The sequence below is a fragment of the Actinoplanes siamensis genome, from assembly GCF_016862395.1.
In the GTDB taxonomy this organism is placed as follows: Bacteria; Actinomycetota; Actinomycetes; order Mycobacteriales; family Micromonosporaceae; genus Actinoplanes; species Actinoplanes siamensis.
This window is the reverse complement of sequence record NZ_BOMW01000021.1, coordinates 148,178-166,739: the sequence shown is the minus strand read 5'-3', so window position 1 is coordinate 166,739 and position 18,562 is coordinate 148,178. Positions and strand designations below refer to the sequence as shown.

Genomic DNA, 18,562 nt, shown 5'->3' with positions numbered 1-18,562 from the left:
GGGATGGACCGGTCAGGCGGCGTGACGGTCCGTGCCCCGGGAGTCGGCGCGCATGCGCGGCTCGAACGCCCGGCAGGTGCCCGGCATCGTCTTCTTCGCCCGGTACATCGCCAGATCCGCGTCCTCCAGCAGGCCCGCCGCGGTCCGCCCCGGCGCCGCGCAGGCGATGCCCACACTGGCCCGGGTCACCACGGACCGGCCGGCGATCTCGAACGGCTCGCCGATCGCGTCGATCACCCGCTGGGCGATCGTCCACGCCTGCCCGTCGCCGGAGATCGGCTCCAGGAGCACGGCGAACTCGTCACCGCCGAAGCGCGCCGCCATGTCGGTGTCCCGCAGGCAGGCACGCAGCCGGTCCGCGACGCCACGCAGCAGCTCATCCCCGGCGGTGTGCCCGAGAGTGTCGTTGACCTGCTTGAACAGGTCCAGGTCGAGGTAGAGCAGCGCGGCCCCGGCGCCCTCGGCCGCGGCCTGCTCGACCCGCCGCAGGAACAGGGTGCGATTCGGCAGGCGGGTCAGCGGGTCGTGGTGCGCCTCGTGCACGGCGGCCTGGGTGTGCGCTCCGGTCAGCGCCAGGCTGGCCTGTTCGCTGAAGGCCGCGAGGACGTCGCGCCGCTCCGACTCGCGCAGGTCGCCGCCGTGTCCCGCGATCACGAAGGCCCCGGCCAGCCGGTCACCGATGAACACCGGCGCGGCGGACAGCCCGCCGTCCGCGACCGGGCCCCGCGCGTCCATCGCCCGGCCGGCGGCCAGCAGCACGGTGTCGCGGCCCGACGAGGGACAGCCGGACGCGGACGCCACGGTCAGCCGCGCCGGGTCGTCGACGTCGTGCAGCACCAGCGCGGCGACGCCGTCGTCGAGCAGTCGCCGGGCGCCCAGCGTGATGGCGTCCAGCACCTCGCCGAGCGGGGTGCCCTGACCGGCCGCCCGCTGCACCCGCAACAGCGTCTCCAGCAGGCGTTCCCGCCGTTCCAGCGCCTCCAGCAGAACCAGCCGCGCCTCCGCCTCGCGCTCCCGGTCCAGGCGCAGCTGCTGCTCGGCGGCGAGGGTCCGCAGCCCGCGCAGGGCGAGACCGAGCACCTTCGCCATGCCCTGCAGCATCTGCCGTTCCTCGGGCGTGAACGGCTCCCCCGCGCGGGCCACGACCAGACGCTCGTCGTTGCCGCCGGCCAGCGCGTGCACGCTCAGGAAGGCCTCGCCGAGCCCCGGGAACGACGCCGTCCCGGCGCCCACGCGCAGGCCGGTGAACAGGGCCGGGTCGGGGGAGCGGCCCAGGCCCACCGACGCCGTCACGGTGTCGCCGCGGATCACGGCGCCCACCTCGGCGTCGGTGGCCTCGGTGGCCTGTTGCGCCGCGATCCGGGCGGCGGCCGGCTCGTCACCGGCCCGGGTGATGGCGCTGAAGTACTCGCTGAGACGCAGCATCGACCACGCGGTCATGGCGTCAGCTCACGGCCAGGGCGGCCACGGTGAGGTGGTGCATGCCCTTCGCGCCGCGGGTCAGCACGATCTCGCCGTTGGAGTAGAAACCGCTGAACGGGATCGGGTCCAGCGCGGCGCGGAGCCGCTCGGCGGCCCGGTCCGTGTTGTCCTGGCCGAGCGCCATCGGCCGTACACAGCAATCGAAGACCAGGACCCCCAGCGGCGTCGCGCCGTCCAGCGCCTCGGCCGCGGCGCGGCCGGCGGCCGCCGCCGCGTCGACCACCGCGTCCACGTCCTGCTCCATGAGCCACACCATCGCGCCCTCCGGGGTGTCCGCCAGGCTGTAGATGGACCCGGCCTCCGGGTCGCAGGCGAAGATGATCCGGATGTCCTCGCCGGTGCGCCGCGCCAGGCCGAGCGGCCGCACGGCGGCGAACGGGACGAAGGCGCCGGCGTCCCCGGCCAGATCCGGCGAGCCGCCGGTGCGCCGCAGGTAGACGTCGAGCGCCGGCTCCCCGTCGAGTTCCAGAATGGTGCCACCGGCACTGCGGGTGACCACCATCGGCTCGCCCGTGCGGTGCCAGCCGTGCGACATCGCGATCCCGAACGGCGCCGGCGCGCCGAGCGCGGCGCCGAGCACCGCGTTCTTCAGCACCCGGACGTCCGGGCCGGAGCTGAAGAACGCGTACGTCCCGGTCTGCGTCACGTCGTCGCCCGCGCAACCGCCGACCAGCGGGACCCGCGCGCCGGCCACCGAATACGCCCCGCGCACCACCTCCTGCTGGTCGCCGCTGCGCCCGTCGCCGAGCATCAGCAGCACCCGGTGCTCGGCGACGACGTCGTCGAGCGCGCCGGCGAGGGTCTCGCCGGCCCGATAGAGATCCATGCTGTTGTACGGGACGGCCCGCACCGACGCCGCGAACCCGTCCCCGCCGAGCGCGTTCACCACCACGCCCGACCCGCGGCCGACCGCGGTGAACTCGCCGGACGTCGAGCAGCCGATCATCAGCACGTCCCCGCCGGCCGCCGCGTGCACGGCGGCGGCCATCTCCGGCGTCGCGTGCGACAGCGCGGCGAAGACGATCAGCAGGCCGGCGCGGCGCCCGCCGAGCGCCTCGCGGCACGCCTGCGCGCCCGCCTCGGCGGGATCCGCCAGCAGGCTGCGGCCCACCCCGAACCAACGCTTCATCTCGCCCCCTCACGCCGGGCCCGCGGCGGCCCTCAGAGGCAGCACATCGGTCCCGCGTACGGCGATCTGAGCGTTCGGCGGGTGTGGACATCACCGGGCATGATGTCCGGATGGGGATGGACTTCGATACCGCGCTCGCATCACTGTTCCAGCCCGAGGGGCGACTCGATCCGTACCCGGCCTACGACGTGATCCGGGACCGGGCGCCGGCCGTCCAGGCCTTCGAGGGACAGTGGTTCATCACCACGCATGCCCTGGTCAGCCGCCTGTTGCGGGATCCCGGCCTGCGCGTGGCCGACCCGGGCGACTACGACCGTTCCTGGCCGGGCTGGCGGGAGAACCGCGGGGTCGCCTCGGTCGTGCTCTCCATGCTGCAGACCAACCCGCCGGACCACTCCCGGGTGCGCCGCGCGGCCGCCTCGACGTTCACCGCGCGCCGGGTGGCCGCGATGCGCGACGTGATCACCGCCCTGGCCGGGGAGCTGATCGACGAGATGCCCGCCGAGGCGGATTTCATCAGCGCGTTCGCGTACCCGCTGCCGATCGCGGTGATCTGTGCGCTGCTCGGCATCCCGGAGTCGGAGCGGCGCTGGTTCCGGCAGCGGGCCGCCGACCTGACAGTGGTGCTGGAGCCGATCAGCACCGAGGAGGAGATGCGGCGGGCGGACAAGGCCGGCCGGGAGCTGGAGGCGTACTTCACCGGGCTGATCGCCGACCGCCGGCACACGCCGCGGGAGGATCTGACCAGCGCGCTCGTCGCCGCGCAGGACACCCAGCTGACCGGCGAGGAACTGCTCGCGAACCTGGTGCTGCTGCTCGTCGCGGGTTTCGAGACCACGACCAACCTGCTCGGGACCGGGTTGAAGATCCTCCTGGAGCATCCCGGACAGGCTGATCGGTTGCGGTCCTCCGTGGATCTTGCGCCCGCGTTCGTCGAGGAGATCCTGCGGTACGACTCGCCTGTGCAACTGACGTCCCGGTTCACCGGCGAGCCGCTCGAGCTCGGCGACGGTGTGACGCTCGACCGCGGGGTGATGCTGACCATGCTGCTCGGCTCGGCGAACCGGGACCCGGCACGGTACCCCGACCCGCACCGGTTCGACCCGGATCGCCCGAACGTCCAGCCGGTCTCCTTCGGCGGCGGCGCGCACTACTGCCTGGGCGCGCCGCTCGCCCGGCTGGAGGCGCAGGTGGCGTTCCCGCTGCTGCTCAACCGGCTGCCGGGGCTGGCGCTGTCCGGCTCCCCGGTCCGCCGCGATCGCCTGGTGCTGCGCGGGTACTCGTCGCTGCCGGTCACGACCTCGGCTTGAGCTCGCTGCCCGTCACAGCTTCGGCTTGAGCTCGCTGCCGAAGAACTCCAGGAATCCGTCCGGGTCCGGACCCGCGTTCTGCAGGACCAGGTGATCAAAACCAGCCTCGGTATAGGTTTTCACCGCGTCCAGGTAGGGCTGCGGGTCCGGGCCGCAGACGAATTGCCGCTGCACGTCCTCGACGCGCACCGACTCCGACGCCGCGTCGAAGTTCACCGGGTTCGGCAGCTCCGCCATCACCTTCCAGCCGCTCAGCGACCAGCGGGAGGTGCGGTGCGCCTCCGTGGCGGCGGCCTCCACGGTCGGCGCCCAGGCCATCGGGATCTCCGCGTACTTCGGTCCCGTGCCGGTGTAGGCCTCGACGAGATCCTTGCGCGGCTCGGTGGCGAACAGGCCGCTGCCGTGCGTCGATGCGAGCTCGGCGGCCCGCTTGCCGCCGGCCGCGACCGCGATTACCGGCAGCTTCTCCGGCAGGTCGAACACGCGGGCGTCGTCGAGCTGCAGATACTTTCCGCGGTACGACCGGTAGCCGCCCCGCCAGAGCAGGTTGATGATGTCCAGCGCCTCGGCCAGCATCTCGTGCCGGACGCTCACGCTCGGCCAGCCCTGGCCGGTGACGTGCTCGTTGAGCCGTTCACCGGAGCCGATGCCGAGCGTGAACCGGTCGTCCGAGATGATCGCGAGCGTCGCCGCGGCCTGCGCGATGATCGCCGGGTGGTAGCGGACGGTCGGGCAGGTCACCCCGGTGGCCAGGCCGAGCCGGTCGGTACGGGCGGCGATCGCGCTCAGCACGTTCCAGGCGAACGGGGAGTGGCCCTGCTCCTCCAGCCAAGGGTGGTAGTGGTCGCTGATCTCGACGAAGTCGAAGCCGGCCTGTTCGGCGCGGATCGCCTGGCGGATCAGTTCCTTGGGGTCGAAGGCCTCGGCCATGAGTTTGTATCCGAATCGCATGGCCTTCGCCTTCCCGGCCGTCCGGTGGGTAAACGTCGCGTTCGGGGTTGCCTTCGGGATGTCGTGTCCCTCGGCCCGTCGGCTACGTCTCCCGCTCCTCCGTCGGCTCGCTGTTCCCGCGTTGGCCCCCCGGTCCCGCGTCCGTTCTCAGGCGCGTTCGAGGACGACGACCGGGATCTCCCGGCCGGTGTTCTTCTGGTACTCGTCGTAGTCGGGCCAGACCTCGACCATCTTCGCCCACATCGCCGGCTTCTCCTCGGGCGTCGCCACCCGGGCCGTCGCCGGGAAGCGGTCGCCCTTGATCTGCACCTCGACCCGCGGCTCGGCGCTGAGGTTGACGAACCAGGCGGGCGGCGCCGCGGCCCCACCCTTCGACGCGACCACCAGGTACTTTCCTTCGTGCTCACGGAAGATCAGCGCGTGGGTGCGCTGCTCGCCGGACTTGCGGCCCGTGGTGAACAGGATCAGGATCTCGGTCCCGTTGCGCCAGTGGAAACCGTCCTGGCCGTCGGTCTCCAGATACCGCGCCACATGCTGATCGCCGTGCAAATCCATCGCAGAAACCATGCCGTCACCGTACCCGGATCTTGATCTACTTATCCGCGCGCGCCCTCTCCCGCTCGTGATCAGCCTCCTTTCCCTCCCGCCGGCCCCGCTTTCGGCGCAGCCTTCCCCAGGCCCGAAGCGTCTCCTGCCCGGACCCGCCGTCGCAGCCTTGCCCGGCGTCTCCGGCCCGGCAGGGAGGCGGCCCACTTGAGGATTGCGGAGCCGTGAACCCAACCGCAACCGTGCGGCCACCGGTCCGCACTCCCCGGCCCCGCGAAGCGCCCGAACTGATGGGCATGACCGACACGATGGTGGTTGAGCTGGGACTGCAGGCCATGACGATCGCGGCGAAGCTGTCCGCCCCGGTGCTGCTGACCGCGCTGGCGGTCGGCTTCGCGATCTCGCTGTTCCAGTCGGTGACCCAGATCCAGGAGGCCACCCTCTCCTTCGTCCCGAAGGCGGTCGCGATCGGCGCGGTCCTGCTGTTCGCCGGCAACTGGATGCTGCACGAGATGATCACCTACACCACCCAGCTCTTCGAGCGGGTTCCGGACCTGCTCCGCTGACCGCGACGTGCTCCGCCGGCCGCGAGCCATCCCGGATCCCCAGCCGCTTTCCTCCAGCCGGCACCCGCAAGCCCTCTCCAGACCAGGACCCACCCCTCCGCCCCAGCCGCCCCCACGCGGCTGGCCATGAGAGGTGTCTCACGGGTCGGCAGCGGCTCGTGGGCGCCGGCTGGCTTTGCGCGGCTGGTCGTGGGGGTGTCTCGCCGGCTCGGGCGGGTCTCGCCGGGGGACGGGTCCGCGGGGAAGGCGGCGGTGGGCCGGGCGCCGGAAAATCGGTGGACCGCGGCTGCGAGCATTTCGACATGCGCAAGATTCCGACGCTGTTCCAGCGTGACCCTGACGACCGCAAGCGGGTGCTGCCCGTGGCGAACCCGGAATGTGCCTGGGTGCTTGCCGGGGAAGGGGTCGCCACCAGGAAATACGACGGAACCTGCGTGCTCCTCGACGAGGACGGCGTCTGGTGGGCCCGTCGCGAGGTACGCCCCGGCCGGGCGACGCCGCCCGGATATCGGGCCGTCATGACCGACCCCACCACCGGCAAGACCGTGGGCTGGGAGCCGATCGCCCAGTCGTCGTACGCCGCCTGTCACGCCGAGGCCGTGAGCCGCTCGGCGGACTGGAGGCCGGGAACGTACGAGCTGATCGGTCCTAAGATCAACGGCAATCCGGAGCGGACCGGCGGGCACGAGCTGATCGCGCACGCGGACGCGGAACGTTTCGAGACCCCGCGTGACCTGGACGGGCTGCGGGAGTGGATCCTGGCGCACCCGCAGTTCGAGGGGATCGTCTGGCATCATCCGGACGGACGGCGCGCCAAGCTCAAGTACCGCGACTTCGGGTAGCCGGCGCCGGGTCTGCTTCCGGGCCTGGCCGGCGATTACGACCTGGTCACCGCCCACCGGCTGGCGCACAGCCCCGCCCTGACCGGCCGGCCGGACGTCACATCGACGTGCCGGCCCGGCCGGAAACCCCGCACCGGGCCGCGGTCCGGGCGGTGCTCGACGCGCTGCGGGAGATCAGCCGTGGCGGTGGTGCTTCTTGACGAAGGTGTAACCCGGCTCCAAATGCTCGTCGATCTGCTCGGTCTCCAGCGCGCGCTGGTAGGCGGCCATCTGCTTCTCGGAGGGCTGCGCACCGGGCGGCAGTTTGCGGATGAATCCCTTCACCCAGTGTTCCCGCCGGTCGTGGTGCTCGCCGCCCTCGCCGTCCGTCTCGCCGGGATGCTGTGCCGGATCCACCAGCGGCGCGTAGAACAGCAGCTCCACCGGCTCCTCACCGTCGACCGCTGGGTAGGAGGGGCGCCCGCTCGCGTCGGCGCTGCCCTCGACCCGGGTGACATAGCCTTCGCGGATCAGCTGCTCCACCGCGTTCTTCAGCAGGAACGCGCCTTTCTGCCCGCGTCCCAACCCGGCCTGCTTGGCCAGCGCCTCCTCCGGGAACACGGCACTGCCGTCCTCGAAGACCTGGCCCAGCCCGCGGATCGCCCGGAGCACCTGACCCCGGTTCGACGGGCGGGGGTCGTAGTCGCGGGTGACGGTCTGCGGGTCGTACTCGTGGTAGTAGTTGACGCCGTCGATCCGCAGCGGATCCTCCAGGACCCTGGTGCGCAGCACCACCGCGTCGCGCCCGGCCTGCCAGGCGACGTTCACGAACATGCCGGTCCGGATGTCGGCCGGCCAGGTGATCCCGGTGAACCGCCATGCGACGTCCTGCTCGAGCCTGGCCTCGAAGACCTCCCGGGTCGGAGTGATCCCCTTGACCTTGTGCTCCAGGACCACGAGGACCACATCCCGGTCGCGCAGAGCCTCGGCGATCTCCTCCGGGGCGGTGCAGACCGAGCCGTCCAGGTCGGCCCTCCGCAGGGTCACCCGGTGCGTCACCGTACGCATGTTCCCCTCCCGGTAACCGCAGGTCAGATCACGATGCTCGCATGCGCGCCCGGCCGGTCGGCAGCCAGCTCCCGACGATCAGCGCGGTCCGGCCCGTCCGCGCGCCGTGGAGCGACATGTCCGGATCGGCACGCGCCGGAGAGATCAAATGACAGTGCGTCTCGCCGGCAACCGCCCTGGCCACGGCGACGATCCCGTCACCCGGAAGCTGTCGTCAGGCGGCCGGCCCGGCATCGAGCAGGGTGCCGCACCTCCGCATCGTTGCGCCGGACGGCGGCCGACGCGGGCCCGTACCCGTACTCCGGCGAAGAGATCTGATGCCGGAAGCGTGAGCAAACCGCCTGGCGTCGCGCTGGTATGTCCTGACTCGGATCGTCCGCTTTCGTGATACCCCTTTGGTCAAGAGCTGCCGAAAGCTGGAGGAGTCGGAAAATGCTGGCTGGCCGTCTGAACGTGTCCACCCGGACGTTCGCCGTCGAGGAGGTCGAGGAGCCGCACGCGGGACCCGGGCAGGTGCGTATCGCGGTGCGCGCGGCCGGGGTGTGCCTCTCCGACGTGCACCTGATCCAGGGCATTCTCAAGCCGCTGCACCTGGCCGGCGACAGCGTGACCCTCGGGCACGAGACGGCCGGGGTGATCGACGAGGTAGGCGAGGGGGTGGCCGGGCTGACCGTCGGGGAGCGGGTGCTGCTGCAGGCCGGCGAGCTGGCCGGCGGGACCGTGCTGACCCGGGGCGTCGACTACGACGGCGGCTGGGCGCAGTACGCGGTGGCCAGCGCGGTCACCGTGGTGCCGATCCCGGACACCCTGTCGTTCGAGCAGGCCTGCTTCATCCCGGACGCGGTCTCCACCCCGTGGGGCGCGATCACCGCGACCGCCGGGGTGCAGGCGGCCCGGGCCGTCGGTGTGTGGGGTGTCGGCGGGCTCGGCGCGCACGCCGTGCAGCTGCTGCGGATGATCGGCGCGGCTCCGATCGTCGCGGTCGACCCGCTGCCGGCCGCCCGCGAACGTGCCCTGCAGTTCGGCGCCGACCTGGCGCTCGACCCGGCGGACCCGGAGTTCGCCGGCCTGGTCGGGGAGGCCACCGGCGGGACCGGACTGGCGTACGCGTTCGACTTCGCCGGCGTGGCGCCGGTGCGCGTGCAGGCCGCGCGAAGCCTGGCCCGGTGGGGCAAGCTGATCCTGGTCGGGCTCACCGACCAGCCGCTGGTCATCCCGGACGGCACCCGGTTCAGTTATCTGGAGCAGCAGGTCCGCGGGCACTACGGCTCCGGGCCGGAACAGGTGCTGGAGCTGTTGTCGCTGGTCGCGCTGAAGCGCCTGGAGTTCTCCCGGTCGGTGAGCGGGATCCTGCCGCTGACCGAGGCGGCCGAGGCGGTGCGGCAGCTCGACCAGAAGGAGGGTAATCCGATCCGGTTGATTCTCGTGCCCTGAGCGGGAATACGCGACCATGGATCGGTGAGCGGAACCAGGTCGATCGGCTGCTACGGGGAACCGCCGCCGGATCTTCCCGACCCGCGGCGGGAGATCTGGGCGTACGACGGCGCCCTCTCGATTCTGCTCGGCCAGTTGCTGCGCGATGTCGACGGCGTTCCGCCCGAGCGTCGCCCGGGCTGGTGGGCGTCCTGCGTGGAGGAGCTGCGCACCCAGGCGAGGGTCAGTGACCTGTTCTTCGACGTCGCGCTCGGGCTGGACGCCGACGCGCGCGAGGAGCTGGCCGAGATGTTCGACGCCACCGCGGACCGGTTGCGGGAGCGGGCGCCGCGCACGCCCGGCCAGGCCGACGACCCGTACCTGGTGTTCCGCGGCGACCACGCGCACGACGTGGGGCCGATCGCGGAGCTCGGCCAGGCGCTGAGCGCGCTGCTGCGGGGCACCCTGCCGGCGCCGCCGCCCGGCGCCCTGTGGCTTTACGGGGCGCCGGGCGGCCGGACGACGATCAGTCCACGGTGAAGACCGCGGCGCGGGCGCGGTGCAGGGTCGGCCTGATCACCCGGTCCGCGTACGAGGAGAACCCGCCCCGGGTCGAGTACCGGCTGACCCCGCTCGGCCGCAGCCTGCTGACGCTGGTGGACGCGGGCCGGGCGTGGTGCGCCGAGCACCTCGACGACCTGGTCGCCGCCCGGGAGGCCTTCGCCGATCGCGCCTGACCCTCGGTGCGTGCGGCCGTGCTTGCGGCGTGGCGGGGAAGCGGAGCGGAAAAAGGGGCCCAGGCGTTCGTCGCAGTAGGGATGCATCGGTGGCCCGGGGGCGGCCGAAGTGCTGCCTGGGCGGGGACGCCGACGGGCCGGGCGGCGGCTGATGGCTCCGCTGCGCCGGCGGTAGCGCGCGATCCGGCCCCGTCCCGGCGGCGACGGACATGCCGGGACGGGGCGCGGTAGGTCAGCGGCGCGGCGCCGGGTCCTCGTCCCGCGCGACGCCGATCTGGTCGACCGGCGGCGCGCCGTCGATCGCGTCCGCGGCCACGGCTGCCGCCTTGGCCTCGGCCGGCAGGTCCAGGCTGTCCCGCAGCAGGACCGGCCGCATCGCGAGGGCGGCGAGGATGCCGACCACGCCGATGATCGCGGAGATCAGGAAGATGTGGCCGGTGGCGTCGCCGTAGGCGGCGCGGATGATGTGCACGATCGGCTCCGGCAGGGCGCTGAGATTCAGCGTGCCGCCGCCGCTGCCCGAGGCCGGGATGCCGGCCGCGGCCAGGTCGTGGGTGATCTGATCGGTGACCCGGCGGGCCAGCACGGCGCCCAGGACGGAGACCCCGATGGTGCCGCCCAGCGACCGGAAGAAGGCGACAGTGGAGCTGGCCGCGCCGATGTCCTTGAGCGCGACGCTGTTCTGCACGGCGAGCACCAGGTTCTGCATGGCCATGCCGACGCCGGCGCCGACGCCGAACATGCCCAGGCCGACGAACCACAGCGCGGTCCGGTGATCGATAATGCTGAGCACCGCGAAGCCGGCCACCAGGACGACGGCGCCGGCGATGATGTACGGCTTGATCCGGCCGGTCTTGGTGATCAGGCGACCGGAGATGATCGAGGTGAGCAGGACGCCGGCCATCATCGGGATGGTCAGCAGGCCGGCCTCGGTGGGGCTGTAGCCGCGTCCGATCTGGAAGTACTGGCCGAGGAAGACGGCGCCGCCGAACATGGCCATCCCGACCGCGAGGCTGGCCAGGATCGCCAGGGCGGTGTTGCGCTCGCGGATGATCGGCAGCGGCACGATCGGCTCGGCGGCCTTCGACTCGACGAGCACGGCGAGCGCGAGCAGCACCAGCGAGCCGCCGACCATGGCGTAGGTCTGCCAGGAGAGCCAGGCGAACGAGTCGTCCACGAAGGAGATCCAGATCAGCAGGACGCTGACGCCCGCGGCGATCAGGGTGGCGCCCAGGTAATCGATCTTGACGTTCTCCCGGCGCAGGGTCGGCAGGTGCAGGGTGAACTGCAGCAGGGCCAGCGCGATCACGGCGAACGGGACGCCGACGAAGAAGCACCAGCGCCAGCCCAGCCAACCGGTGTCGACGATCAGGCCGCCGAGCAGCGGGCCGCCGACGGTGGCCAGGGCCATCACGCCGCCCAGGTAGCCGTTGTAGCGCCCGCGCTCGCGGGGCGGGATCATCGCGGCGATCGCGACCTGGACCAGGGCCTGCAGGCCGCCGACGCCGATGCCCTGGAAGGCGCGGGCGGCGATCAGCGCGCCGGCGCTCTGCGAGAAGCCGGCGACCATCGAACCGACCACGAAGATGACGATCGAGATCTGGATCAGCAGCTTCTTGTTGAACAGGTCGGCGAGTTTCCCCCAGATCGGGGTGGTCGCGGTCGCGGTGAGCAGGGTGGCGGTGACGACCCAGGTGTACTGCGTCTGGGAGCCGTTCAGCGCTCCGATGATCTTCGGCAGCGCGGTGGAGACGACTGTGCTGCTGAGCATCGCGACGAAGAGCACGAGCAGCAGGCCGCTGAGGGCCTCCAGGGTCTGCCGGTGAGTTTTCGCGTTGCCTTCCGCGGCTGCCGCTGTCGGTGTTGTTGATGCGCTCATGGCGCGGCCTCCGGGGTGGGTTCGGTCGACCTTTTGGTTGCCACAACCAAGTATCTACAAATAGTGCTCACTGAGCAAGTTTTCTCAGGGCGCAAGCATTGGAGGTGGCTTGTGGGAGGCCTCGGGAGACCGGCCCCGGAGTGGGGGCCGTCCTCCAGGGGTGTCTCCCGGGGTCGGGTGGAGCCTCGGAAGTCGGCGGGAGCGGACTTCCTTCTCGAAGTCGATGGCGTCCGGGGCGCCGCCGAACTCGTCGGCGATCTCGCCGGCCACGTCATCCGCGGACGCGGCGGGATAGGGCGCGGCGCCGGCGGGAGTGGACGAGGCGTGGGCTGACGCGGCGCCGGCGGCCGGGGCGTCGGCGGGCGCGGAGCCGGCGGGTGACGACCCGGGCGAAGGCGACCGCGAAGACCGCCCGGGGTTGCTGAACAAGGATTGACCGGGAGCCGCACTCACCGGACCACCTCCGCGTACGACAGGATCTGGATGATTTCCGCACCAGGTTCATAATGAGGTTATGCAAATGGTGAGCGGCGAGAGTCGTGGGTCACAGTTGTTGCCGGTGCTCGCGCAGCTGGTGCGTTTCCTGCGCCAGCTGGAGGGGCCGGACAATCCGAGCTCGGTCGCGCTGTCGGTGCTGCGCCAGCTCGCCGACGAGGGGCCCGGCCGGGTGACAGATCTCGCCCGCGTCACCCGGGCCTCGCAGCCGGGGATGACCCAGCTGGTCGGCCGGCTGGAGAAGTCCGGCCTGGTCCGGCGGGTGCCCGACCCGACCGACGGGCGCGGCGTGCTGGTCGAGGTCACCCAGGAGGGGCGGGATCTGCGAACCCGGACGTACACGCTGTACGCCGCCACGCTCGACGGCCTCTTCGACGAGCTCGACGCCGCGGACAGCGACGCCATCCTGTCGGCGTTGCCGGCGCTGGCCCGCCTCGCCGAAGCCGGCGAGAAGAAGAGTCGATCTTGACGGGTTCCGGGCGGCCCGATAGCGTCCGGGGCACAACCGAAGACTTCGCCGCGACAGCCGCTGCGGGAGAGCACTCGCCGGGAAAACGCGGGTCGCCGAAGGAGCAACTTCTCCCTCAGAATCTCTCAGGCCCAGTACCGCAACGGTCAGGCGACTCTGGAAAGTCAGCGCCGCGAGGCGCTGCGCCCAAGGTGCAAGCCGCTCTCCGCGGTGAACCTCTCAGGCATCGATGACAGAGCGAGGGAGGCCCCGACAACCCCAGGAGCCTCCCCGTTGAGACGCACCGCGCTTCATGACGTGCACCGGCGCCTCGGCGCGACCTTCACCGGCTTCGCCGGATGGGAGATGCCGCTCAGGTACGGCAGCGACGTCGCCGAGCACCACCTCGTACGGAGATCCGCAGGTCTTTTCGATCTCGGCCACATGGGCCAGATCGAGGTCGCCGGGCCGGACGCCGCCGCCTTCCTGGATCACGCTTTGGTCGGCCGGCTCTCCGCGATCGCGATCGGCCGGGCGAAGTACACCATGCTCTGCCACACCACCGGCGGGGTGCTCGACGACCTGGTCGTCTACCGCCTCGAGGAGCAGCGTTTCCTGGTGGTGGCGAACGCCGCGAACGCCGCCGTCGTGCGCGCGATGCTGGGCGAGCACTCGGGCGGGTTCGCGGTGAGCGTCGCCACGCTGGACCGGGCGCTGATCGCGATTCAGGGCCCGGCTGCCGTCAGGATCGTGGGGGAACGCCCACACCTGCGGTACTACGCCGTGGAGCCCGCGCGGCTGGCGGACCGGGACGTGCTGCTGGCGCGCACCGGGTACACCGGCGAGGACGGGTTCGAGATCTACTGCGAGAACGCCGGCGCCGAGGCGATCTGGGCGTGGGCGACCGCGGCCGGGGCGGAACCGGCCGGGCTGGCCTGCCGGGACACGCTGCGGCTGGAGGCCGGCATGCCGCTGTACGGGCACGAGCTCACCGTCCGCACGACGCCGTTCCACGCCGGGCTCGGCCGGGTGGTGGCCCTGGACAAGCGGGACTTCGTCGGCGCGGCCGCCCTGCGCGACGCCGAGCCGGACACGATGCTCGTGGGGCTGGTCACCCGGGGGCGCCGGTCGCCGCGCGCCGGCCACGCCGTGATCGACACCATGACCGGCGCGAAGGTGGGCGAGGTGACCAGCGGCGCGCCGTCGCCGACGCTCGGCCACCCGATCGCGCTGGCATATGTCACGAAAAATCTGGGCAACGCCCGCCTGGCTGTCGATGTGAGAGGCACCCACGAGGATGCCGAGATCGTCGAGCTCCCGTTCTACCAGCGCGCCCGGTAGGAGAATCATGGCTGTCTCGGTCTTCGACCTGTTCTCGATCGGCATCGGCCCGTCCAGCTCGCACACGGTCGGCCCGATGCGCGCGGCGCGGATGTTCACCCGGTTCCTCGACGAGCGGGTGGCAGGCGTCCGCGCGGAGCTCTTCGGCTCGCTGGGCGCGACCGGGCACGGCCACGGGACGCCGCGGGCGGTCCTGCTCGGCCTGATGGGCGAGGACCCGGAGACGGTGGACACCACCCTGGAGCCGCCGGCCGGCGGCCGGATCACCGTCGCCGGCCGCCCGGTGGACGTCGACCTGGTGCTGCACCGGCGGCGGTCGCTGCCGGAGCACCCCAACGGGATGATCTTCACGGCGCTCGGCGCCGGCGGCGCCGAGTTGCTGAGCAGGACCTACTTCTCGATCGGCGGCGGCTTCGTCGTGGATCAGCACCGGGCGTCGGTACGGGCCGACGACACGCCCCTGCGCTACCCGTTCTCGTCCGGCGCCGAGCTGCTGGAGCTGACCCGCACGACCGGGCTGTCGATCTCCCGGCTGATGCTGGCCAACGAGACCGCGTGGCGCCCGGAGTCCGAGGTACGCGACGGGCTGCTCGGCATCTGGACGGTGATGCGCGACTGCGTCCGCGCGGGACTGGACGCCGAGGGAGTGCTGCCCGGCGGGCTCAAGGTGCGCCGCCGGGCCGCCGCGACCGCCCGCCAGCTGCGCGCCGCCGGGGATCCGGCCGTGCACGCGATGGAGTGGCTCACGGCGTACGCCATGGCGGTCAACGAGCAGAACGCGGCCGGAGGTCGCGTGGTGACCGCGCCCACCAACGGCGCCGCGGGCATCATCCCGGCGGTGCTGAGCTACTGCGAGGCGTTCGTGCCGGGCTTCGACGGGGCCGGGGTGGTGCGCTTCCTGCTGGCCGCGGGCGCGATCGGGCTGCTCTTCAAGGAGAACGCGTCGATCTCCGGCGCCGAGGTGGGCTGCCAGGGCGAGGTCGGCTCGGCGTGCGCGATGGCCGCGGCCGGACTGGCCGAGGTGCTCGGCGGCACGCCCGAGCAGGTGGAGAACGCCGCGGAGATCGGGATGGAGCACAACCTCGGGCTGACCTGTGACCCGGTGGGCGGGCTGGTGCAGATCCCGTGCATCGAGCGCAACGGGATGGCCGCGGTGAAGGCGGTGACCGCGGCGAAGATGGCGCTGCGCGGCGACGGGAAGCACCACGTCTCGCTCGACAAGGTCATCAAGACCATGAAGGAGACCGGCGCGGACATGAAGATCAAGTACAAGGAGACGTCCCGCGGCGGGCTCGCGGTCAACGTCATCGAGTGCTGAAAGTCCGGCACCGATGATCACCGTGATGGCGCCGGCGTCGCGCACCACCGGGCACATCCGCGGAAGCTGACACCGCCCGGGCCGCCTGGGGGATCACTGCAGGCCGGTGCGGACCGACGTGATCCGGTGCGTGTTGAAGCCGAGCCAGTGCATCCGGCCCAGGTAGCGGGCGTGCTCGATCTTGAGGCAGCGGTCGGCCACCACCGGCAGGCCGCCGTCGGTGGCGATCCGGAATCCCTCGTCGTCGAGCACGCCGAACTGGCACCAGAGCGCGCCCGCGCCGATCGCCACGGCCTCCCGGGCGATCTCCGGCAGCGCGCTCGGCGCCCGGAAGACGTTCACGATGTCCACGTGACCGGGGATCTCCGACAGGCTCGGGTAGCTGCGCTCGCCGAGGATCTCGGTCTCCCGCGGGTTCACCGGGATCACCTGATAGCCGTGCCGCTTGAGGTAGTACCCGACGAAGTGACTGGCCCGCAGCTCGTTGCCGGACAGCCCGACCACCGCCACCGTCCGCGCGGTGTGCAGCAGCCGTTGGATCGTCGTCACGTCCTGATGGTTCACCGCTGCCCCCGCAATGCCCGGTCCAGGTCCCAGATCAGATCGTCCACCGACTCGATGCCCACCGACAGCCGGATCGTGCCGGGCCCGACCCCGGCGGCGCGCAGCTCGTCGTCGCTGAGCTGGCGGTGCGTGGTGCTGGCCGGGTGGATGATCAGGCTTTTCGCGTCGCCCACGTTGGCCAGGTGCGACCAGAGCGTGACGCCGCGGATCAGGTCCTGGCCACCCGGCCGGCCGCCGGCGGCGTCGAACGAGAACACCGCGCCGGCGCCGAGCGGCAGGTACTTCGCCACGAGCGCCTCGTACTTGCTGCCCGGCAGGCCGGCGTAGGTCACGTTGGAGGCCCGCTCGTGCGCGTCGAGGAACGCCGCGACCCGGCGGGCGTTGGCGACGTGCCGTTCCATCCGAAGCGACAGCGTCTCCAGGCCCTGCAGGAACAGGAACGCGTTGAACGGCGAGAGCGCGCCGCCGAGGTCCCGCAGCGTCTCGGCGCGCAGTTTCATCAGGTAGCCGTACGTCCCGAACGTCTCGTGGAACTTCAGCCCGTGGTACGCCGGGGACGGGTCGGCGATCACCGGGAAGCGCCCGTTGGACCAGTCGAACGTGCCGGACTCGACCACCACGCCGCCGATGCTGGTGCCGTGCCCGCCGAGGAACTTGGTGGCCGAGTGGATCACGATGTCCGCGCCCCACTCGATCGGGCGGCACAGGTACGGCGTCGCGAACGTGTTGTCCACGATCAACGGCAGCCCGTGCTCGTGCGCGACGGCCGCGACCGTGGCGATGTCCAGCACGTTGCCGGCCGGGTTGCCGATCGTCTCGGCGAAGAACGCCTTCGTCTCCGGCCGCACCGCCGCCCGCCAGGCCGCCGGGTCGTCCGGGTCCACCCAGGTCAGCTCCACCCCGAGTTTGCGGAACAGGTGCTTGAGCTGGTTGACCGTGCCGCCGTAGAGCGCCGACGAGGAGACCACGTGGTCGCCCGGCTCCAGCAGGGTGAACAGGGCGGCCGCCTGGGCGGCGATGCCGCTGGCGAACGCCACCGCGCCGGCGCCGCCCTCCAGGCTGGCGACCCGCTCCTCGAAGACCGCCACGGTGGGATTCATGATCCGGGAGTACGTGTTGCCGTACTCCTGCAGGTTGAAATACGCCGCGGCGGATTCCGGATCCTCGAAGACGTAGCTGGTGGTCTGGAAGATCGGCACCGCGCGGGCGCCGGTGTTCGGGTCGGGACGCTGGCCGGCGTGCAACTGGCGGGTCTCGAACCCGAACTCGTGGTCCTCTTCGCTCATGATCGGCCTTCGGCTAGGAACTGGCGGACAACGGGGGTCTGGCGGGCCTCTTCGAGCAGGAAGCAGTCGTGTCCGTAGGGTGCGTCGATCACCTGCAGGTCGACCGGCTTGCCGTGGTTCTTCCACGCGAGCGCGATCTCCTCCGAGGCGGCCGGCGGGTAGAGCCAGTCCGAGCTGAACGCGATCAGCAGCGTCCGGGCCCGGATCGCCGCGGCGGCCGCCGGCAGGTCCAGCTCGAAATAGGTGAGTGCCCTGGACAGGTGCAGGTAGGTGTTGGCGTCGAACCGTTTGACGAACGAGCTGGCCTGGTGGCGCAGATAGCTTTCCACCTGGTACTCCGGCTCGCTCAGCGTGTACCGCAGGTCCCCACCGGACTGCAGCCGCCGCCCGAACCTGCCGGCCAGCGACGGCGCGGAGAGATACGTGACGTGCCCGACCATCCGGGCCACGCCCATCCCCGCGTCCGGCCGTCGCCCGGTCCCGTAGTAGTCGCCGCCCTGCCAGTCCGGATCCCGCATGATCGCCTCCCGGGCGATCGCGTTCCAGGCCACCCCCTGCGGTTGCAGCGCGTGCGTCGAGGCGATCACCACGATGTCGTCGACCTGATCGGGGTAGCGCACCGCCCATTCCAGCGCCTGCATCCCGCCGAGCGAGCCGCCGGCCACCGCGGCCAGGCGCTCGATGCCGAGGGCGTCGAGAAACGCCCGCTGGCACGCGACCATGTCGCCGACGGTGATGACCGGGAAGGTCGAGCCGTACGGCCGGCCGGTGCCCGGGTCGGTCGAGGACGGCCCGGTCGTGCCGCGGCAGCCGCCCAGCAGGTTCGTCGAGACCACGAAGTACCTGTCGGTGTCGAACGCCTTGCCGGGCCCGATCATGCCGTCCCACCAGCCGATCCCTTTCGGGCCGGCGGCGGCCGCGAACCCGTCGCGGGTGCTCTCCGCGGGCGTCACCCGGGAGATGCCGGCGGCGTGGGCGTCGCCGCTGAGGGCATGACAGACCAGGATCACGTTGTCCCGGGCGGGGGAGAGCGTTCCGTAGGTCTCGTAGGCGACCCGGACCTGCTCCAGCCGGCGCCCGGAGTCCAGGGACAGTGATCCCGGTAGATCCAGGTACTGGGTCTCGACGGTGCCGACGGATCCGGGGCTCATAACTTCCCGAAGTTAGGCCAGGTGCCGACTATTGTCTAGCATCTTGATGGGTCTTGT

General features: G+C 71.7%; 18 protein-coding genes and 2 riboswitches. Of the genes, 9 read left to right on the top strand and 9 right to left on the bottom strand.

Annotation, left to right across the window (positions count from 1 at the left end; translation table 11 throughout):
- Nucleotides 1–12: 12 nt before the first annotated feature.
- Nucleotides 13–1,440, bottom strand: a complete 1,428-nt coding sequence (locus Asi03nite_RS11975) for a GGDEF domain-containing protein (protein ID WP_203679017.1) — start codon at nt 1,438–1,440, stop codon at nt 13–15.
- Nucleotides 1,441–1,444: 4 nt separating this feature from the next.
- Complete coding sequence (locus tag Asi03nite_RS11970; protein WP_203679016.1) at nt 1,445–2,611, bottom strand: FIST signal transduction protein; 1,167 nt, start codon at nt 2,609–2,611, stop codon at nt 1,445–1,447.
- A gap of 116 nt (nt 2,612–2,727) precedes the next feature.
- On the opposite strand from Asi03nite_RS11970, the gene Asi03nite_RS11965 reads away from it, so the two are divergent.
- The gene (locus Asi03nite_RS11965; RefSeq protein ID WP_203679092.1) at nt 2,728–3,921 is read left to right on the top strand and encodes a cytochrome P450; all 1,194 of its coding nucleotides are present in this window, start codon (nt 2,728–2,730) and stop codon (nt 3,919–3,921) included.
- A gap of 12 nt (nt 3,922–3,933) precedes the next feature.
- Here Asi03nite_RS11965 and Asi03nite_RS11960 read toward each other — a convergent pair whose 3' ends face one another.
- Together Asi03nite_RS11960 and Asi03nite_RS11955 are read right to left on the bottom strand one after the other, a co-directional pair.
- On the bottom strand, nt 3,934–4,872 hold the full coding sequence (locus Asi03nite_RS11960; RefSeq protein ID WP_203679015.1) for a TIGR03557 family F420-dependent LLM class oxidoreductase: 939 nt from the start codon (nt 4,870–4,872) through the stop codon (nt 3,934–3,936).
- Nucleotides 4,873–5,019: 147 nt separating this feature from the next.
- Nucleotides 5,020–5,439, bottom strand: a complete 420-nt coding sequence (locus Asi03nite_RS11955) for a nitroreductase family deazaflavin-dependent oxidoreductase (RefSeq protein WP_203679008.1) — start codon at nt 5,437–5,439, stop codon at nt 5,020–5,022.
- 275 nt (nt 5,440–5,714) lie between these two features.
- Here Asi03nite_RS11955 and fliQ point away from each other — a divergent pair, with 275 nt between their 5' ends.
- Together fliQ and Asi03nite_RS11945 are read left to right on the top strand one after the other, a co-directional pair.
- Nucleotides 5,715–5,984, top strand: a complete 270-nt coding sequence (fliQ, locus tag Asi03nite_RS11950) for a flagellar biosynthesis protein FliQ (RefSeq protein ID WP_203679006.1) — start codon at nt 5,715–5,717, stop codon at nt 5,982–5,984.
- A 302-nt stretch (nt 5,985–6,286) separates the two neighbouring features.
- A complete protein-coding gene (locus Asi03nite_RS11945; protein ID WP_203679004.1) occupies nt 6,287–6,826 on the top strand; it encodes a DUF5565 family protein in 540 nt (179 codons plus the stop codon).
- Between the two features lie 174 nt (nt 6,827–7,000).
- Here Asi03nite_RS11945 and Asi03nite_RS11940 read toward each other — a convergent pair whose 3' ends face one another.
- Complete coding sequence (locus Asi03nite_RS11940; RefSeq protein WP_203679003.1) at nt 7,001–7,873, bottom strand: hypothetical protein; 873 nt, start codon at nt 7,871–7,873, stop codon at nt 7,001–7,003.
- A 432-nt stretch (nt 7,874–8,305) separates the two neighbouring features.
- Between Asi03nite_RS11940 and Asi03nite_RS11935 the strand changes: the two genes are divergently transcribed.
- The 3 genes from Asi03nite_RS11935 to Asi03nite_RS11925 are packed head-to-tail and all read left to right on the top strand — an operon-like array spanning nt 8,306 to nt 10,023.
- Nucleotides 8,306–9,307 carry a zinc-binding dehydrogenase gene (locus Asi03nite_RS11935; RefSeq protein WP_203679001.1) on the top strand — a complete coding sequence of 334 codons (1,002 nt, stop codon included), beginning with the start codon at nt 8,306–8,308 and terminating at the stop codon, nt 9,305–9,307.
- 24 nt (nt 9,308–9,331) lie between these two features.
- Nucleotides 9,332–9,826, top strand: coding sequence for a hypothetical protein (locus Asi03nite_RS11930; RefSeq protein ID WP_203678998.1), 495 nt, complete (start codon nt 9,332–9,334; stop codon nt 9,824–9,826).
- A complete protein-coding gene (locus Asi03nite_RS11925) occupies nt 9,823–10,023 on the top strand; it encodes a winged helix-turn-helix transcriptional regulator (RefSeq protein WP_239102627.1) in 201 nt (66 codons plus the stop codon). The genes Asi03nite_RS11930 and Asi03nite_RS11925 overlap by 4 nt, the downstream gene beginning before the upstream one ends.
- A gap of 232 nt (nt 10,024–10,255) precedes the next feature.
- On the opposite strand, the gene Asi03nite_RS11920 is transcribed toward Asi03nite_RS11925, so the two are convergent.
- Nucleotides 10,256–11,902 carry an MDR family MFS transporter gene (locus Asi03nite_RS11920; protein WP_203678994.1) on the bottom strand — a complete coding sequence of 549 codons (1,647 nt, stop codon included), beginning with the start codon at nt 11,900–11,902 and terminating at the stop codon, nt 10,256–10,258.
- Nucleotides 11,903–12,416: 514 nt separating this feature from the next.
- Here Asi03nite_RS11920 and Asi03nite_RS11915 point away from each other — a divergent pair.
- The 3 genes from Asi03nite_RS11915 (at nt 12,417) to Asi03nite_RS11905 (ending at nt 15,504) form a co-directional block, all read left to right on the top strand.
- A complete protein-coding gene (locus Asi03nite_RS11915) occupies nt 12,417–12,866 on the top strand; it encodes a MarR family winged helix-turn-helix transcriptional regulator (protein ID WP_239102626.1) in 450 nt (149 codons plus the stop codon).
- A 53-nt stretch (nt 12,867–12,919) separates the two neighbouring features.
- Nucleotides 12,920–13,016, top strand: a riboswitch (glycine riboswitch).
- A 4-nt stretch (nt 13,017–13,020) separates the two neighbouring features.
- A riboswitch (glycine riboswitch) is annotated at nt 13,021–13,104 on the top strand.
- Between the two features lie 35 nt (nt 13,105–13,139).
- Nucleotides 13,140–14,186, top strand: coding sequence for a glycine cleavage system aminomethyltransferase GcvT (gene gcvT / locus Asi03nite_RS11910; protein WP_203678992.1), 1,047 nt, complete (start codon nt 13,140–13,142; stop codon nt 14,184–14,186).
- A 7-nt stretch (nt 14,187–14,193) separates the two neighbouring features.
- Nucleotides 14,194–15,504, top strand: a complete 1,311-nt coding sequence (locus Asi03nite_RS11905) for an L-serine ammonia-lyase (RefSeq protein WP_203678990.1) — start codon at nt 14,194–14,196, stop codon at nt 15,502–15,504.
- A gap of 93 nt (nt 15,505–15,597) precedes the next feature.
- On the opposite strand, the gene Asi03nite_RS11900 is transcribed toward Asi03nite_RS11905, so the two are convergent.
- From Asi03nite_RS11900 to metX, 3 genes are read right to left on the bottom strand one after another with little or no spacing between them, the layout of a single operon-like run.
- The gene (locus tag Asi03nite_RS11900) at nt 15,598–16,053 is read right to left on the bottom strand and encodes a CoA-binding protein (protein WP_239102625.1); all 456 of its coding nucleotides are present in this window, start codon (nt 16,051–16,053) and stop codon (nt 15,598–15,600) included.
- An 11-nt stretch (nt 16,054–16,064) separates the two neighbouring features.
- Nucleotides 16,065–17,354, bottom strand: coding sequence for an O-acetylhomoserine aminocarboxypropyltransferase/cysteine synthase family protein (locus Asi03nite_RS11895; RefSeq protein WP_203678986.1), 1,290 nt, complete (start codon nt 17,352–17,354; stop codon nt 16,065–16,067).
- Nucleotides 17,351–18,505, bottom strand: a complete 1,155-nt coding sequence (gene metX / locus Asi03nite_RS11890; RefSeq protein ID WP_203678984.1) for a homoserine O-acetyltransferase MetX — start codon at nt 18,503–18,505, stop codon at nt 17,351–17,353. The genes Asi03nite_RS11895 and metX overlap by 4 nt, the downstream gene beginning before the upstream one ends.
- Nucleotides 18,506–18,562: the final 57 nt, after the last annotated feature.

Coding starts and splice junctions, on each gene's coding strand:
- Asi03nite_RS11975 (WP_203679017.1), bottom strand. CDS start 1,440: ATGACCGCGTGGTCGATGCTGCGTCTCAGCGAGTACTTCAGCGCCATC.
- Asi03nite_RS11895 (WP_203678986.1), bottom strand. CDS start 17,354: ATGAGCGAAGAGGACCACGAGTTCGGGTTCGAGACCCGCCAGTTGCAC.
- Asi03nite_RS11940 (WP_203679003.1), bottom strand. CDS start 7,873: ATGCGTACGGTGACGCACCGGGTGACCCTGCGGAGGGCCGACCTGGAC.
- metX (WP_203678984.1), bottom strand. CDS start 18,505: ATGAGCCCCGGATCCGTCGGCACCGTCGAGACCCAGTACCTGGATCTA.
- Asi03nite_RS11905 (WP_203678990.1), top strand. CDS start 14,194: ATGGCTGTCTCGGTCTTCGACCTGTTCTCGATCGGCATCGGCCCGTCC.
- Asi03nite_RS11935 (WP_203679001.1), top strand. CDS start 8,306: ATGCTGGCTGGCCGTCTGAACGTGTCCACCCGGACGTTCGCCGTCGAG.
- Asi03nite_RS11915 (WP_239102626.1), top strand. CDS start 12,417: ATGCAAATGGTGAGCGGCGAGAGTCGTGGGTCACAGTTGTTGCCGGTG.
- Asi03nite_RS11920 (WP_203678994.1), bottom strand. CDS start 11,902: ATGAGCGCATCAACAACACCGACAGCGGCAGCCGCGGAAGGCAACGCG.
- fliQ (WP_203679006.1), top strand. CDS start 5,715: ATGACCGACACGATGGTGGTTGAGCTGGGACTGCAGGCCATGACGATC.
- Asi03nite_RS11970 (WP_203679016.1), bottom strand. CDS start 2,611: ATGAAGCGTTGGTTCGGGGTGGGCCGCAGCCTGCTGGCGGATCCCGCC.
- Asi03nite_RS11945 (WP_203679004.1), top strand. CDS start 6,287: ATGCGCAAGATTCCGACGCTGTTCCAGCGTGACCCTGACGACCGCAAG.
- Asi03nite_RS11965 (WP_203679092.1), top strand. CDS start 2,728: ATGGACTTCGATACCGCGCTCGCATCACTGTTCCAGCCCGAGGGGCGA.
- Asi03nite_RS11955 (WP_203679008.1), bottom strand. CDS start 5,439: ATGGTTTCTGCGATGGATTTGCACGGCGATCAGCATGTGGCGCGGTAT.
- Asi03nite_RS11960 (WP_203679015.1), bottom strand. CDS start 4,872: ATGCGATTCGGATACAAACTCATGGCCGAGGCCTTCGACCCCAAGGAA.